The organism is Polynucleobacter hallstattensis, assembly GCF_018881835.1.
GTDB lineage: Bacteria > Pseudomonadota > Gammaproteobacteria > Burkholderiales > Burkholderiaceae > Polynucleobacter > Polynucleobacter hallstattensis.
Genome location: NZ_JACVPO010000001.1, coordinates 1,037,218 through 1,051,091, shown reverse-complemented (window position 1 = coordinate 1,051,091; position 13,874 = coordinate 1,037,218). Strand labels below are relative to the sequence as shown.

Here is a 13,874-nt window from a genome sequence, read left to right as displayed (position 1 = left end):
TGCCAATATGACTTTTATTCGCTCAGCCTTATTCACCCTATTTTTGCTGATATTCACGCCAATCTGGTCGGTACTTTGCATCCTCGTTTTTCCATTCCTCAATCCTGAGAATCGTTATCGCTTTATTGGGCTTTGGAATAAAGCTGTCATCTGGATTTTGCAGCCTCTTTGTGGAATTCGTTACGAGATTCGTGGGATGGAGAACATGATGGCGGTTTTAGATAAGTCTGTTGTCGTTCTAAGTAAGCATCAATCTGCGTACGAAACTATTTTCTATATCGCCCTACTTCCCAAGCAGGTTTGCTTTGTTTTCAAAAGGGAGTTACTTTGGATCCCTTTCTTTGGCTGGGCTTTGGCTTTACTCAAGATGATTCATATCAATCGCAACAGCAAAGAAACTGCCGCCATCTCTGTTGTTGGTCAAGGAAAAAAACGCTTAAGTGAAGGTAAATGGATTTTGTTGTTTCCAGAGGGGACCAGAACGCCTACCGGATCTCATAAGCCCTACAGCAAAGGTGGCGCAAGACTAGCGAGCGCTACTGAAGCTTTAGTTATTCCGATTGCCCACAATGCCGGTCGTTGCTGGCCTAAAAATAGTTTTCTAAAGCAAGCAGGTACAGTGATCTTCTCAATCGGCCCCGCCATTACCTCTACTGGAAAAACAGGTGGTCAACTTCATCAAGAAGTAGAGAAGTGGATTGAGTCTGAAATGCGGGTGATTGATCCTACTGCTTACCAGTAAAACCAGAAGCTTAATGAGCTAAAGTTTTAGCCCATTCAATGTAGCGCTCCACCGGAATATCCTGAGCGCGCGCTTTTAATTCCGACTCAGATAAAGATAATCGATCAGCAAAGGCTGATAAGTTCGTACGCAGCATTTTTCTTCTTTGTGAAAATGCTGCAGCTACTACTTTTTCCAAAGCATGCCACTGCGCATCACTTAAGCTAAAGTCTCTTCGCGGAATCATACGCACCACAGCAGAGTTGACCTTAGGCTGAGGATCAAATGCTTCAGGGGGAACCTCTAAGACTTGCTCCATATCGTAGCGCGCTTGCAGCATCACAGAAAGCCGACTAAATTCAGAACCACCAGCCTTAGACACCATTCGCTCTACGACTTCAGCTTGCAGCATGAATACCTGCTCATCAATTGCGTGGGCGGCAGAAACAAGATGAAAGAGTAATGGAGAGGAGATGTTGTAAGGCAAGTTACCAACCACCTTACATAGACCACTATTAGCCGGCCGTGCATTTGCCCATTCCAGAAAATCAAACTTGAGAGCATCTCCCTCAATCACATTCAGACCCTGGAGATTCTCTTGATTCCAGTAAGCCACCAAATCTCGGTCAATCTCCAAAAGATCTAGGTGCTCTAAGTTACTCAATAAAGGCCTTGTTAATGCGCCAAGGCCAGGGCCAATCTCAATCACGTGCATATTTTCACTGGGATTAATTGCGGCAACTATGGAGTAGATTACTCCGGAGTCCTGCAAAAAGTTCTGACCAAATCGTTTACGGGCTTGATGCATCATGTTGATAGATTCTTTGCCTTCTTTGCATTTACCGCTAATTGATAGGCGAGTCGCAAAGCCTCTAACATGCTGCCTGGATCTGCAATACCTTTTCCAGCAATTTCTAGCGCAGTACCATGATCGACTGAGGTGCGAATAATCGGCAAACCTAGGGTGACATTCACGCCACCACCAAAACTGACAAACTTGAATGGTGCTAAACCTTGATCGTGATACATGGCGATAAAAGCATCCACGCTATCTAAAGTCTTAGCATCAAACATCGTATCCCCTGGATAAGGTCCACTTACTTGAATACCCAAAGCTTTCGCAGCCTCGATAGTAGGAATAATGACATCAATTTCTTCGCGCCCAAGATAGCCAGATTCACCTGCATGCGGATTGAGTCCCGCTATCCGAATGACAGGTTTAGCAACACCAAATTTTGCCCGCAGATCCCGATCGACAATCTGAATGGTTTCCAAAACATACTGTTGGTTGAGCGCACCAGAAACTTCATTCAAAGGCAGATGGGTTGTGACCAAGGCCACCCGAAGGTCATGGCTTTTATGCAAGCCTAAGGAGCCAGCCGGTAATGTCGCGCACAACATCATGACAACATGATCTTGATGGCAAAGCTTTGCTAGGTATTCCGTGTGTCCGGTAAATAAATCTTCATTTGGAGTATTGCCTTGGTTGATCACACTCTTTTGTATTGGGGCAGTCACCATGGCATCAAAACGACCATTAAGACAGCCTTTAACCGCAGTATCCAGAATACTCAGAACATATTGTGCGTTGGCAGGATTCAATTGACCCGCAGTTGTTGGAGAAGCTAATGCAATAGACTCCAACCTAAAACGATTTGATAGTTCTTCAGGGATCTCAGTGGCTAAAAATAAGCTGCAATCGCCAAGCAAAGTAATCGTGCTGGCAGGCTGCTCTTGCAAGAAGGCTAATGCAGCTGCAATAGAGACTTCTGGACCAACTCCTGCAGGCTCTCCAGAGCTAATGACAAGATTAACGGGGACTGGCTGCTGGATCATCTGCGTTAATGATCTTCACCGTAGCGGTGTCGCGTAATTCACGTAGCCAATCTTGATAAGCCTGCTCAAACTTACGTTCACGAATGGCTGCGCGAGCGAATTGGCGCTGCTTCTCTAAAGTCAACTGCGCTTCCCGGCGCTCGAGCACCTGAATCAAATGCCAACCAAATTCAGTCTTTACTGGATTACTCACTTCACCTATTTGCAAGCGATTCATTGCCTGATCAAATTCTGGAACTAAATCACCGGGCCCCATCCAACCTAAATTACCTCCATTGGCAGCAGACCCATCTTCAGAATATTTTTTAGCTAGATCGCCAAAATCAGCAGTTTTTGCACGAACCTGATCACGGTAACCCGCTAGGCGTCTTTCAGCATCTTGGTCTGTCAAGCCCGCACGACTACGCAACAAAATATGGCGAGACAAAGTCTGCGTCACCATAATATTTTGCGGGGTGATAGCACTTTCTTGGGGGGCAGCTTGCTGCGGCTCAGGAGCACCAGTAACTAGCGCTCGACGATCTAAAACCTTCAGAACATGATAGCCCGCAGGGCTTTTCACTACAGCATTGGCAACTTGTCCACTGCCTGTATTTCTGACGGCCTCATAAAATAATTGCGGCAGGCGATCTGGGGTACGGTAACCTAAATCTTGAAACTTAATTTTTGGATTATCTTTCGCAGCCATTGCACCTAACTGCAAGAAATCTACATCACCACGCGCTTCACGCAAAAGGACTTCTGCCTTCTTCTTTGCCTCAGCCTGAGCACCAGCACCAGCATTGGCATCTGCAGGAATAAAAATCTGCGCAACGTCAATCTCTTCTGGCTCACCTTTTGCGGCAGGGCTTGAGCGTACAGGCTTTCCTCCACCAGCTAGCTCACGGTTGCGATCAGAAATAAAGTTATCTACCTCCGCGTCAGAAATCTTAATCTTGCCCTCGACCTCCCGCTCACGGTAGCGACTAATAATCACATCATCGCGCAGCATTTGGCTATAGCGCTCATAGGTACTACCAGTAGCGGCAATTTTTACTTTTAACTCCGCAAGTGTTAACTTATTCTTGGCAGCAATATCAGCAATAATCTTATCCAACTCTTTATTACTAACTGCAAGACCCTCTTGCTCCGCATTTTGTAATTGAATTTTTTCAAGGATGAGGCGCTCCAGCACCGTCTTACGCAACGCAGCCGCATCAGGGAGCTTACCTCCCTGCTTTTGTAGGGCAACGATCCGATCATCAATTTCTTTACGTGTCACATAGCCCGTATTCACAACTGCCGCAACACCATCAATATTCCGAATTTTGCTATCAGCTGAAATCTTTGCACCATCTTGCGCAAACGCGAGCTGAGGCAGCAAAGCAAGGCCAGCCAAAATTGTAGCTGCAAGTGCTTGGTTAAATCGATTCCTACGCATCATTGATAGTTCTCATAAATTGAAGGTGGTACAGGCTTGGAAGTAGGCATATATCCGGGAACATTTAGCTTCATGATATCAACTGGATTACTACCAGCGCTACCAAAGCCCCTAAATTCTATTTGGAATAAAACCTGAGTGGTTGTGATTTGCGAGGTGTTGAGCATCTGTGAGTAAGCACCGCGTAAAGTCCAGCAGTCACGCATCCACTCCAAAGCCACCAGCGTATTGAGCGTTTTGGTCGTTAAAGCATCGTAACCCCAGCGGCCCATGACAGATACTTCACGCGTAATGGGCCACTGGCCTGAGACGTTGTATTGGTCTGTGGTAGTGACTGCGGTTGAAACAGGAGTTAGTTGATTCGTTGAGCCAAAAACGTTTCGATAACCAAAATTCAAGCTGCGCCCTGGTGTCGGACGCCAACTCCCGCCAACAGTTGTTTGCATTAAGCGGTTTAATTGCGTGTTGTATTGACCGAATGCATCAGCACTAAAGTTTCCAAGCAAGCGAACCGATCCAGCCCCTAGAGTGTCTGAATAGGTTGTCGGATTTGTATTTGTAGCTCCGAGAGTCACTTTCTGCCCGGTAAAGTCCTGTCTTTGTGCGAGTGTTACTGTCGCACGTTCCGCACCAGTATTCGCCTCAATCATGCGACTAGTCATACCCATAGTCAGTTTATTGTTATCAGCAATGCGATCATTACCCACAAAGTCATTTTCTGCAAAGATTTGACTTATTCCAAAACCCGCATATGCCGTATCAAAAACTGGCGTATACGTTTGATTTTGATAGGGCGTATAAACATAAAAGGCTCTTGGTTCCATCGTGAGCAACATGTCGCGCCCAAAGAAGCCTTTTAATTCAGCGGCATCTCTTTCAAATGCCAAACCTGAATCCAAACTAAATGTTGGAATCGTAAAACCTTGTGTGGCTGGAGCTCCTACAGGATTGTATGGAGTGGCGTTATAGGTGTTCGACTGAAAGCTCACCTTAGGGGTAATGTAATAACCAGGAGTAATTTGAGGCAGCGCCAATGCGCCTTTAATCACTGTTCGATCAGCTTCACTATATAGGCCCGGAGCAGTTGCTGCCAAGTTACCACCAATGTTATAGGCAAAACGCGTGAAATCGGTTGAAAAAGTCGTTGCAGGGCCCGTGGGTAAAGTAATGTACTTACCACTTGCATCAGCAACTGCAGGTGTTAAACGATTGTTATAGGCAGCTGTGACATTCGGCAAAATATTGTAAGGAGACTGTACCGTCACAGTAGGGTCAGGCTGCAAAGTCTGGAAAGTCATTGCTCTGGCCCCCACAGTCCAATTACTTAAGCTACCAGTCAAGTTCTTGGTAGTGCCAACTTCTTGTCGAAACTGGCTAGTAATTGCACCAGCCATACTTTGCGAAAAGTCAGTGGGGTATAAGTTATCCGAAACTCGGGCCACATTGGCATATCCAGTCCAAGCACCAGCAATGGGAATCCCACCCATGCCCAATAAATCACCGCTAAAGTTTTGCCTCTGCTGCCAGTCATAGCGCCAGCGATCCGTACCAGTCTTACGATCGTAAGGAAGATAGTCACCCATCAAGTTACCAGAGTACTGCTTATCCAAAAACTGATACTTTGCACCCAACTGCACTCCACGTTGACCCATAACGCGCGGCAGTAAAAGCAAGTCACGATTAGGTGCAATGTTGACGTAGTAAGGCTGCGTTACATCAATGCCGTTATTGGAGTTATAGCCAGCAACTGGCGCCAAAATTCCGGAACGGCGTTGATTGGATGTTGGCGCAGTGAAGTAAGGCGCGTAAGCAATGGGCACATCAAAGAATCGCATCACACCATTTGTGCCAACCATTTCTTTTTGCTCGTTATCAATCTCCAGTGTACTGGCTGTGAAATACCAATCTAAATTTTCTGGGGTGCAAGTTGTATAGGTGGCTTTATCAAAGACAAACACATCGGCAGTTTGGATTGTGAGTTTTGTTGCATTACCACTCGCTCGGTTATCTCGCAGCTCATATTTGGGAGCTTCCATTTCCCCTTCACGTGCATCAACTCTAAAGCGCGCTTTAGGTCCTTTGAATACTGCATTACCTTTTGAAAATTCAGTATTACCAGATAAATTAGCTACATCAGAATCAGGGTCGTACTTAATTTCGTCTGCTTTAATCACTGCGCCATTGCGACGAATTTGTGCACGGCCTTTCAAGCGCATTTCGCGATCAACGATTCCGTCAATCGAATCACTAGAGGTAAACGTTAAAGCTTGCCCATCATTAATTGGTTTACCAACTCGCAATTGATCATCTAACTTTAGGACGGTGACATCACCACGATCGGGAATTAAAACGGAGTTAGCAGAGCTCCCTAAAGACTGTGCGGAAGGAGGTAAAGGTGCAGGTGCCTGAGCCTGACTTGCGAGTGCAAATTGCGACAATATAACCCCCATCATTAAACGCAGGGTAGCAGCTACAAAAAGAGGGGCGCAATGGCCAGCCCAAGGGCGATAATGACTCATAGATCCAGACCCGCCTTATTATACGAATCGACCATGACCGACTCTCGCTTAGACTCCCTCCGTAGCTGGCTAAAAGGCCTTGAACCTAGCTGGCAATTAGATCTCCCCACTTTGGCCCCCGCCTCAGCAGATGCCAGCTTTAGGCGCTATTTCCGGATTGCATCCAAAAACCCGGATTTTCCATCTTTGATCGTGATGGACGCCCCACCCCAACACGAACCCTTAGACGCTTTTATTGAGGTTGATTTATTACTCGAAAATGCCGGTTTAAATGTCCCGAAAATTTTAGAAAAGAATGTGGCTGAGGGCTTTCTTTTACTCAACGATCTGGGCACTAAAACTTACCTTGCAGAACTCAATTCAGAGAGCGCCAACTATCTCTATAAAGACGCAACACAAGCCTTGATACAAATGCAATTAGCAAGCAAATCAGATGTGTTGCCAAACTACGATGAGGCATTACTGAAGCGTGAGCTAGATTTATTTCCCGAATGGTATTTAGGGAAACATCTGCACATTGAATTAAGTAAACTTCAGAACTTGCAGCTTAAGCAAGCATTCGAACTGATTATTCAAAACAATCTTGCGCAGGCAAAAGTCTATGTTCATCGTGACTACCATTCACGTAATCTGATGATGACTAAAAAAAATAATCCTGGCGTAATTGATTTTCAAGATGCAGTCTATGGCCCCATCACTTACGATGCATCTTCACTCTGGCGTGATGCGTACATTTCATGGCCTGAAGAACGTGTGATTGATTGGGTGATTAAATTTTGGGAAGAAGGTCGTCAAGTAGGCTTGCCCATGCCAAACGATTTTGGTCAGTTCTATCGCGACTTTGAATGGATGGGCTTACAACGGCATCTGAAGATCTTGGGTATTTTTGCAAGGCTATTTCATCGCGATGGCAAAGATGGCTATCTCAAAGATATTCCTTTGGTACTCGAGTATGCGATTGCCACTGCCAATCGTTATATCGAATTAAAGCCCTTGGCACGCATTCTGGAATCAACGCGCACTACTCAAGATGAATAGTCACTCATCATGAATAAGCCCAATCTCATTCCATGCTTTTTATTGGCAGCAGGTCGAGGTGAGCGCATGCGCCCCTTGACGGATGAGCTACCCAAACCGCTCCTCACCATCAAAAATAAATCCTTGCTTGCCTGGCACGTGGAGGCATTGAGTGCGGCAGGTATTCAGGATGTAGTGATTAATCATGCTTGGCTTGGCAAGAAGATTGAGGAAGCACTGGGAAATGGCAGCCAATTTGGACTCAACATTACCTACTCCCCAGAAACGAGCGCACTAGAAACTGCTGGCGGCATTCGCAAAGCCCTACCTTTACTGAATCCAAGCGATTATTTTCTAGTCATCAATGGGGATGTTTTTAGCCCGAATCTACCAATTCAGCAGCTCTTAAACCAAGCTTCTAACTTACGAAGCCTGCCAAGCAGACCCCTGGCACACCTATTAATGGTGCCCAATCCAATTCAGCACCCTGGGGGTGACTTTTATATTAAGGGCTCACAAGTGACTAATGAACCTCTGAATGGTGCTGAAAAACTGACCTTTTCTGGCATCGGACTCTACCACCGGGACCTTTTTAAGGACTTGGAATTAGATGTACCTACTAAGCTAGCTCCAATTTTGAGGGAGGCCATGTCTAAAAATAGAGTGTCCGGTGAAAAATATACCGGACCGTGGCACGATGTAGGTACACCCCAACGATTACAAGAACTCAATGCAGCAAATGAATAAATCCATCATTTACCAACAACGCCGAGTTGAACTCGCCAAACAGATCTGCGCCAAAACTGGTGGTGGCGTTGCCATCATCACTACAGCGCCTGAGACAGCGCGTAATCGAGATAGTGAGTTCCCCTATCGTCACGACAGTGATTTTTTCTACCTCACTGGCTTTGAAGAGCCAGGCGCAACACTCGTACTCAAAATTGCTGGATCACCATCACAACCCCAATTGGAAGCACATCTGTTTTGTAGGCCTAAAGATGCAGAACGTGAAATTTGGGATGGTATTCGCTTGGGGCCAGATGCAGCTCCATCAGTTTTAGGTGTGGAGCATGCCTATAGCATTCATGAATTAGATACCAAACTCAGTGATTTGCTGGCTGATCAAAATGCGGTTTACATTCGCCTTTCAGAAAGCGCTGAAATCGATCGTCGCTTACGCCATTGGATGAAACAAGTACGAGCTCAGGCGCGTGCTGGTGTCAATCCTCCCTCAGAATTTCATGATGTAGAGAGTTTGATTCATGAGATGCGTCTTTTTAAAGATGTTTATGAGATTGACATCATGCGTCGTGCAGCTGCGATTTCTGCACGTGCTCATATTCGTGCCATGCAAGTCTGCAAACCCGGAATGCGTGAATATCATCTCGAAGCAGAGCTACTTCACGAGTTCCGCTACAGCGGTGCACAAAGTGTTGCGTACAACAGTATTGTTGCGGGCGGCGCTAACTCCTGCATCCTGCATTACCGTGCTGGTGATACTGAACTACGTGGCGGAGATCTGTGCCTCATTGATGCCGGTTGCGAGCTTGATAGCTATGCTTCAGATATCACTCGCACATTCCCAGTGAATGGGAAGTTCACAGGTCCACAACGCGCACTGTATGACATTACACTTGCGTCGCAAGAAGCCGCTATCGCAATGACTAAGCCTGGTAATACATTTATGCAACCACATGAGGCGGCACTTAAAGTACTCACTCAAGGCTTACTTGATGAGAAGCTGCTTAAGCTGACGGAATTAGGCTCTTTGCATAATGCAATTGAGACTGGAGCCTATCGTCGCTTTTATATGCACCGTACCTCACATTGGTTGGGCATGGATGTTCATGACGTTGGCTCATATCGCGAACCACTTGACACAGCACTAAGTTCTTCAGAAAAGCCATGGCGTGTTCTTAAACCAGGCATGGCACTTACTATCGAGCCTGGTTTATATATCCGCCCTGCTGATGATGTAGATGAGCGCTTTTGGAATATCGGCATCCGTATTGAGGATGATGCTGTAGTAAACGATTCTGGATGTGAATTGATTTCTCGCGGTGTGCCGGTTAAAGCCGATGAAATCGAAGCACTTATGAAAAATAATTAGAGCGCTACCAATAAAAGATAGATTACCAAGCATGTCAGTTGAGAACTTCGATATCGTAATTCAGGGTGGTGGTCCAGTCGGCCTAGCCTGTGCAGCTTGGTCCTTGCAAAAATTTCCCGAAGCAAATATCGCACTGATGGATCGCAATCCTGCAGATGATGTTGATTTAACAGCTGCAGATACCCGGGGAGTCGCCCTATCTCACGGCAGCAAGCTATTGTTAGACACTATCAATGCATGGCCTACTGAGTGCGCCGATATTCATCGGGTACATGTCTCGCAAGCGGGCCGCTTTGGTCGTGCCCTGATGACTCGCGAAGAACTTGGTCAAAAAGCCTTAGGTCACATCATTCGTTATCGCGATATTCACCTCACACTGCGTAAAGCCTTGAGAGCTATTCAAAAAAATAGTCCGCATTTCATTTGGAAACATATCGACCCTAATGCCGATGTTGAAAACATTCAAGCCAAGTGCGTAGTTCATGCTGAAGGTGGTTTGTTTAAAACCCAAGACTGGGTGGAATCTGGCAGAGACTATGAACAATCAGCTTTAGTTGGCTTAGTGGAGGTTGAGAATGCGCCACCCTTGCAAGCGTGGGAGCGCTTTACTTCTGAAGGACCTTTGGCTGTTCTACCAAGTCACTATGGTCCCAATATTTTGAATCTAATTTGGTGTGGAACCCCAAGCTCATCACAAGCACGTCTCGCTTTGAGTGAGGCTGATTTCCTGAAAAGCTTGCAAGCCGAGTTCGGCTCACGTATTGGACAATTTCTCAAAATCCAGGATCGCCGACTTTACGAGCTCGGGCTCAATTACCGCAAAGACATTACCCAAGCTAACGAGGTGTGGATTGGCAATGCCGCCCAGACCTTGCATCCCGTTGCAGGACAAGGTCTGAACCTCGGATTACGGGATGCTTATCTCCTGGCAGAAAAACTGAGCATCCTCTTCTCCAAGCCTGAGGATCAAAAAACTCCTCTAGCCATCGAAACCACCTTGGCTGAATATGCTCAAAGTCGTAAGCTTGATCGGTCAGCCACCATTGGCCTAACTGACTTCATGGCCAGAATCTTCACTTCCAATCTACTTCCCGTTGTGATTGGCCGTGGATTAGCTTTATCAGCCCTCCAATGGCTCCCTCCTGTCAAAACAGCCTTAGCCCGGCAGATGATGTTTGGTAGGCGCTAAGAGGCTGAAATAGCCTCCAAAATACAAATGCCTTCTGTTTGACTTCAGTCATAGAGTGTGCCTATTTTTTAGGCAAATACAGGCTAAATTGTGCTAAAGTGTCACCCTTTCCCCCAGACCTAAAAGCCATCCAGAACCTAGCCTGAAACACATGAAGATTGGCCCGCACCTTCTTGCAAATAAATTATTTGTTGCCCCAATGGCCGGGGTAACTGATCGTCCATTTCGGCAACTTTGCAAAAAGCTCGGCGCCGGTTATGCCGTATCTGAAATGATTGCATCTAACGCTTTGCTTTGGAAGAGCGAGAAAACCCAACGTCGCGCTAACCATCAAGGTGAATTCAAGCCTATTGCAGTCCAAATTGCTGGGGCCGATCCGAGGATGATGGCAGCTGCCGCCAAACTCAACGTTGATCACGGTGCTCAGATTATTGATATCAATATGGGCTGCCCAGCCAAAAAGGTGTGCAATGTTGCGGCTGGTTCCGCGCTATTGAGAGACGAGCCCCTTGTACAGCAAATTTTAGAAGCTGTAGTCCAGGCTGTAGGGGTGGGTCCTGATGCAGTGCCTGTGACCTTGAAGATTCGGACGGGCTGGGATCGCGAACATAAAAATGCGATTCATATTGCGCGTCTTGCAGAACAATCTGGCATCTCCATGCTGACCGTTCACGGTCGCACGCGGGCAGATCTCTATCACGGTGAAGCTGAATACGAAACGATTACCGCAGTAAAAAATAGCGTTGCTATTCCCGTGGTTGCCAATGGCGATATCACTACTCCAGAAAAAGCAGAATTTGTTTTGAAAGAAACTGGTGCTGATGCCATCATGATTGGTCGCGCTGCTCAGGGACGTCCTTGGATCTTTCGTGAAATTAATCACTTTCTGGAAACGGGCGGTAAGTTACCAACACCGCAGATTAATGAAATTCAAGAGATCATGAATGCTCATCTCATTGATCATTATGAGTTCTATGGCGAATACGTTGGCTTGCGCACAGCGCGTAAGCATATCGGCTGGTACTGCAAGGGCTTGCGTGACTCCCATGCCTTTCGCCAAAAAATGAACACTGCCGATGACTGCAAAACCCAATTACAAATGGTGAATGACTTTTTCAATGAAATGAAATCCCATTCAGATCGTTTGTTATTTTTAGAAGCAGCCTAAATTTAGTTTTTTATTTAATTTATCCATGACTAATAAGCACCCTATCACCGAATGTATTGAGACCCAACTCCAAGCTTATTTGGACGATCTCAAAGGAACGCCTCCCTCCGATCTATACCAGATGGTTCTCGCAGTGGTTGAAAAGCCGATGCTCGAATTGGTAATGCAACACGCGAAGCAGAATCAATCTTTGGCAGCACAATACCTTGGCATCAACCGAAATACGCTGCACAAGAAGTTAGTTGAGCACCAGCTACTGAAATAAGTCAGACCCCATGCGTAAATTCTTGATTAATCAAACCTTCTGAAAAATATGATCCGCACAGCCTTACTCTCTGTTTCCGATAAAAAAGGCATTGTGCCTTTCGCCAAAGCCCTCCATGAGCAAGGCATTAAACTAATCTCTACTGGCGGTACTGCAAAACTACTGGCTGAAAATAAGCTACCCGTAGTAGAAGTATCTTCACTTACCAAGTTTCCCGAGATGCTCGATGGTCGCGTAAAGACCCTGCATCCGATGGTACATGGTGGCTTATTAGCCCGTCGAGATTTTCCTGAGCATATGGCTGCCCTTAAAGAGCATGGTATCGATACGATTGATATGCTCGTGATTAACCTCTATCCGTTTAACGAAACAGTCGCTCAAGCGGATTGTTCATTTGAAGATGCAGTTGAGAACATTGATATTGGTGGTCCAGCGATGCTGCGCGCTGCCGCCAAGAATCACCAAGATGTGACGGTATTGATCTCCCCAGAAGATTACGCTCCTGTTCTCGAAGAGATGAAAGCTAATCAAAACGTAGTTTCTTACAAGACCAATTTGAGTTTGGCTAAAAAAGTATTTGCTCATACCGCTCAATATGATGGCGCTATTGCTAACTATCTCTCATCACTAGGTGACGATTTGGGTCACAAGACACGTTCTGCCTATCCAGCAACGCTCCATCTTGCCTTTGAAAAGGTGCAAGAAATGCGCTACGGCGAGAACCCACACCAATCAGCCGCTTTCTATAAGGATATTGATCCAGTCGATGGTGCGCTTGCTAATTACAAACAATTACAAGGCAAAGAACTTTCCTATAACAACATCGCTGATGCCGACTCTGCTTGGGAATGCGTCAAGAGTTTTACTGGCAACGCTGGTGGTGCCGCAGCCTGCGTCATCATCAAACACGCTAACCCTTGCGGCGTAGCCGTTGCTGCCAACGCACTTGAGGCCTATCAGAAGGCTTTCAAAACAGATCCAAGTTCAGCCTTTGGAGGGATCATTGCTTTTAACGTGCCCTGTGATGGCGCCGCAGCTGAAGCGATTTCTAAGCAGTTCGTAGAGGTGCTAATTGCTCCTAGCTTTAGTGACGAAGCAAAGGCCATCTTCGCTACGAAACAAAATGTGCGTCTCTTAGAGATTCCTCTGGGTACTGCATTTAATGCTTTTGACTTTAAACGTGTTGGTGGTGGCTTGCTAGTTCAGTCTCCTGATGCAAAGAACGTCCTTGAGAGCGAAATGCGGGTTGTCAGCAAACGTCTTCCAACTCCAAGTGAAATGCACGACATGATGTTTGCATGGCGTGTTGCGAAGTTCGTAAAATCTAATGCGATTGTGTATTGTGCCAACGGCATGACTCTCGGTATTGGTGCTGGCCAAATGAGCCGTGTCGACTCTGCTCGTATGGCAAGCATTAAGGCTGAAAATGCAGGCTTAAGTCTCAAAGGCTCTGCAGTGGCAAGTGATGCCTTCTTCCCATTTCGTGATGGCTTAGATGTGGTTGTGAATGGTGGTGCAAGTTGCGCCATTCAGCCGGGCGGCAGTATGCGTGATGATGAAATTATTGCAGCAGCCAATGAACATGGCATCGCTATGATATTTACTGGTACTCGTCACTTCCGTCACTAA

Annotated in this window: 12 protein-coding genes; 8 read left to right on the top strand and 4 right to left on the bottom strand. The window is 46.3% G+C overall.

What is annotated here, in order from left to right; genetic code table 11:
* The first annotated feature begins 7 nt into the window (after nucleotides 1-7).
* On the top strand, nucleotides 8-742 hold the full coding sequence (locus ICN26_RS05575) for a lysophospholipid acyltransferase family protein (protein ID WP_216267462.1): 735 nt from the start codon (nucleotides 8-10) through the stop codon (nucleotides 740-742).
* Nucleotides 743-752: 10 nt separating this feature from the next.
* Here ICN26_RS05575 and rsmA read toward each other — a convergent pair whose 3' ends face one another.
* Genes rsmA through ICN26_RS05555 form a run of 4 tightly spaced genes read right to left on the bottom strand, consistent with a single transcriptional unit; the run spans nucleotide 753 to nucleotide 6,496 of the window.
* The gene (gene rsmA / locus ICN26_RS05570) at nucleotides 753-1,529 is read right to left on the bottom strand and encodes a 16S rRNA (adenine(1518)-N(6)/adenine(1519)-N(6))-dimethyltransferase RsmA (RefSeq protein WP_216267671.1); all 777 of its coding nucleotides are present in this window, start codon (nucleotides 1,527-1,529) and stop codon (nucleotides 753-755) included.
* The gene (gene pdxA / locus ICN26_RS05565) at nucleotides 1,529-2,557 is read right to left on the bottom strand and encodes a 4-hydroxythreonine-4-phosphate dehydrogenase PdxA (RefSeq protein WP_216267461.1); all 1,029 of its coding nucleotides are present in this window, start codon (nucleotides 2,555-2,557) and stop codon (nucleotides 1,529-1,531) included. Before pdxA ends, rsmA begins: the two co-directional genes overlap by 1 nt.
* On the bottom strand, nucleotides 2,532-3,980 hold the full coding sequence (locus ICN26_RS05560) for a peptidylprolyl isomerase (RefSeq protein WP_216267460.1): 1,449 nt from the start codon (nucleotides 3,978-3,980) through the stop codon (nucleotides 2,532-2,534). The genes pdxA and ICN26_RS05560 overlap by 26 nt, the downstream gene beginning before the upstream one ends.
* Nucleotides 3,977-6,496: an LPS-assembly protein LptD gene (locus tag ICN26_RS05555; RefSeq protein WP_216267459.1), complete on the bottom strand. Its 2,520-nt coding sequence runs from the start codon at nucleotides 6,494-6,496 to the stop codon at nucleotides 3,977-3,979. Before ICN26_RS05555 ends, ICN26_RS05560 begins: the two co-directional genes overlap by 4 nt.
* A gap of 33 nt (nucleotides 6,497-6,529) precedes the next feature.
* Between ICN26_RS05555 and ICN26_RS05550 the strand changes: the two genes are divergently transcribed.
* The 7 genes from ICN26_RS05550 (at nucleotide 6,530) to purH (ending at nucleotide 13,874) form a co-directional block, all read left to right on the top strand.
* Nucleotides 6,530-7,534 (top strand): aminoglycoside phosphotransferase family protein, encoded by a 1,005-nt coding sequence (locus ICN26_RS05550; protein WP_216267458.1) that lies wholly within the window; start codon nucleotides 6,530-6,532, stop codon nucleotides 7,532-7,534.
* 9 nt (nucleotides 7,535-7,543) lie between these two features.
* Nucleotides 7,544-8,260, top strand: coding sequence for an N-acetylmuramate alpha-1-phosphate uridylyltransferase MurU (murU, locus tag ICN26_RS05545; protein ID WP_216267457.1), 717 nt, complete (start codon nucleotides 7,544-7,546; stop codon nucleotides 8,258-8,260).
* Nucleotides 8,253-9,623, top strand: a complete 1,371-nt coding sequence (locus tag ICN26_RS05540) for an aminopeptidase P N-terminal domain-containing protein (RefSeq protein ID WP_439650724.1) — start codon at nucleotides 8,253-8,255, stop codon at nucleotides 9,621-9,623. The genes murU and ICN26_RS05540 overlap by 8 nt, the downstream gene beginning before the upstream one ends.
* Before the next feature lie 31 nt (nucleotides 9,624-9,654).
* Nucleotides 9,655-10,812: an FAD-dependent monooxygenase gene (locus tag ICN26_RS05535; protein WP_216267455.1), complete on the top strand. Its 1,158-nt coding sequence runs from the start codon at nucleotides 9,655-9,657 to the stop codon at nucleotides 10,810-10,812.
* A 151-nt stretch (nucleotides 10,813-10,963) separates the two neighbouring features.
* A complete protein-coding gene (gene dusB, locus ICN26_RS05530; protein WP_216267454.1) occupies nucleotides 10,964-11,980 on the top strand; it encodes a tRNA dihydrouridine synthase DusB in 1,017 nt (338 codons plus the stop codon).
* Between the two features lie 25 nt (nucleotides 11,981-12,005).
* Nucleotides 12,006-12,245: a helix-turn-helix domain-containing protein gene (locus ICN26_RS05525; RefSeq protein WP_215325802.1), complete on the top strand. Its 240-nt coding sequence runs from the start codon at nucleotides 12,006-12,008 to the stop codon at nucleotides 12,243-12,245.
* Between the two features lie 48 nt (nucleotides 12,246-12,293).
* The gene (purH, locus tag ICN26_RS05520; protein ID WP_216267453.1) at nucleotides 12,294-13,874 is read left to right on the top strand and encodes a bifunctional phosphoribosylaminoimidazolecarboxamide formyltransferase/IMP cyclohydrolase; all 1,581 of its coding nucleotides are present in this window, start codon (nucleotides 12,294-12,296) and stop codon (nucleotides 13,872-13,874) included.

What these genes read in the sequence shown, in the direction of transcription:
- ICN26_RS05575 (WP_216267462.1), top strand. Translation starts at nt 8, where the DNA reads ATGACTTTTATTCGCTCAGCCTTATTCACCCTATTTTTGCTGATATTC.
- rsmA (WP_216267671.1), bottom strand. Translation starts at nt 1,529, where the DNA reads ATGCATCAAGCCCGTAAACGATTTGGTCAGAACTTTTTGCAGGACTCC.
- pdxA (WP_216267461.1), bottom strand. Translation starts at nt 2,557, where the DNA reads ATGATCCAGCAGCCAGTCCCCGTTAATCTTGTCATTAGCTCTGGAGAG.
- ICN26_RS05560 (WP_216267460.1), bottom strand. Translation starts at nt 3,980, where the DNA reads ATGATGCGTAGGAATCGATTTAACCAAGCACTTGCAGCTACAATTTTG.
- ICN26_RS05555 (WP_216267459.1), bottom strand. Translation starts at nt 6,496, where the DNA reads ATGAGTCATTATCGCCCTTGGGCTGGCCATTGCGCCCCTCTTTTTGTA.
- ICN26_RS05550 (WP_216267458.1), top strand. Translation starts at nt 6,530, where the DNA reads ATGACCGACTCTCGCTTAGACTCCCTCCGTAGCTGGCTAAAAGGCCTT.
- murU (WP_216267457.1), top strand. Translation starts at nt 7,544, where the DNA reads ATGAATAAGCCCAATCTCATTCCATGCTTTTTATTGGCAGCAGGTCGA.
- ICN26_RS05540 (WP_439650724.1), top strand. Translation starts at nt 8,253, where the DNA reads ATGAATAAATCCATCATTTACCAACAACGCCGAGTTGAACTCGCCAAA.
- ICN26_RS05535 (WP_216267455.1), top strand. Translation starts at nt 9,655, where the DNA reads ATGTCAGTTGAGAACTTCGATATCGTAATTCAGGGTGGTGGTCCAGTC.
- dusB (WP_216267454.1), top strand. Translation starts at nt 10,964, where the DNA reads ATGAAGATTGGCCCGCACCTTCTTGCAAATAAATTATTTGTTGCCCCA.
- ICN26_RS05525 (WP_215325802.1), top strand. Translation starts at nt 12,006, where the DNA reads ATGACTAATAAGCACCCTATCACCGAATGTATTGAGACCCAACTCCAA.
- purH (WP_216267453.1), top strand. Translation starts at nt 12,294, where the DNA reads ATGATCCGCACAGCCTTACTCTCTGTTTCCGATAAAAAAGGCATTGTG.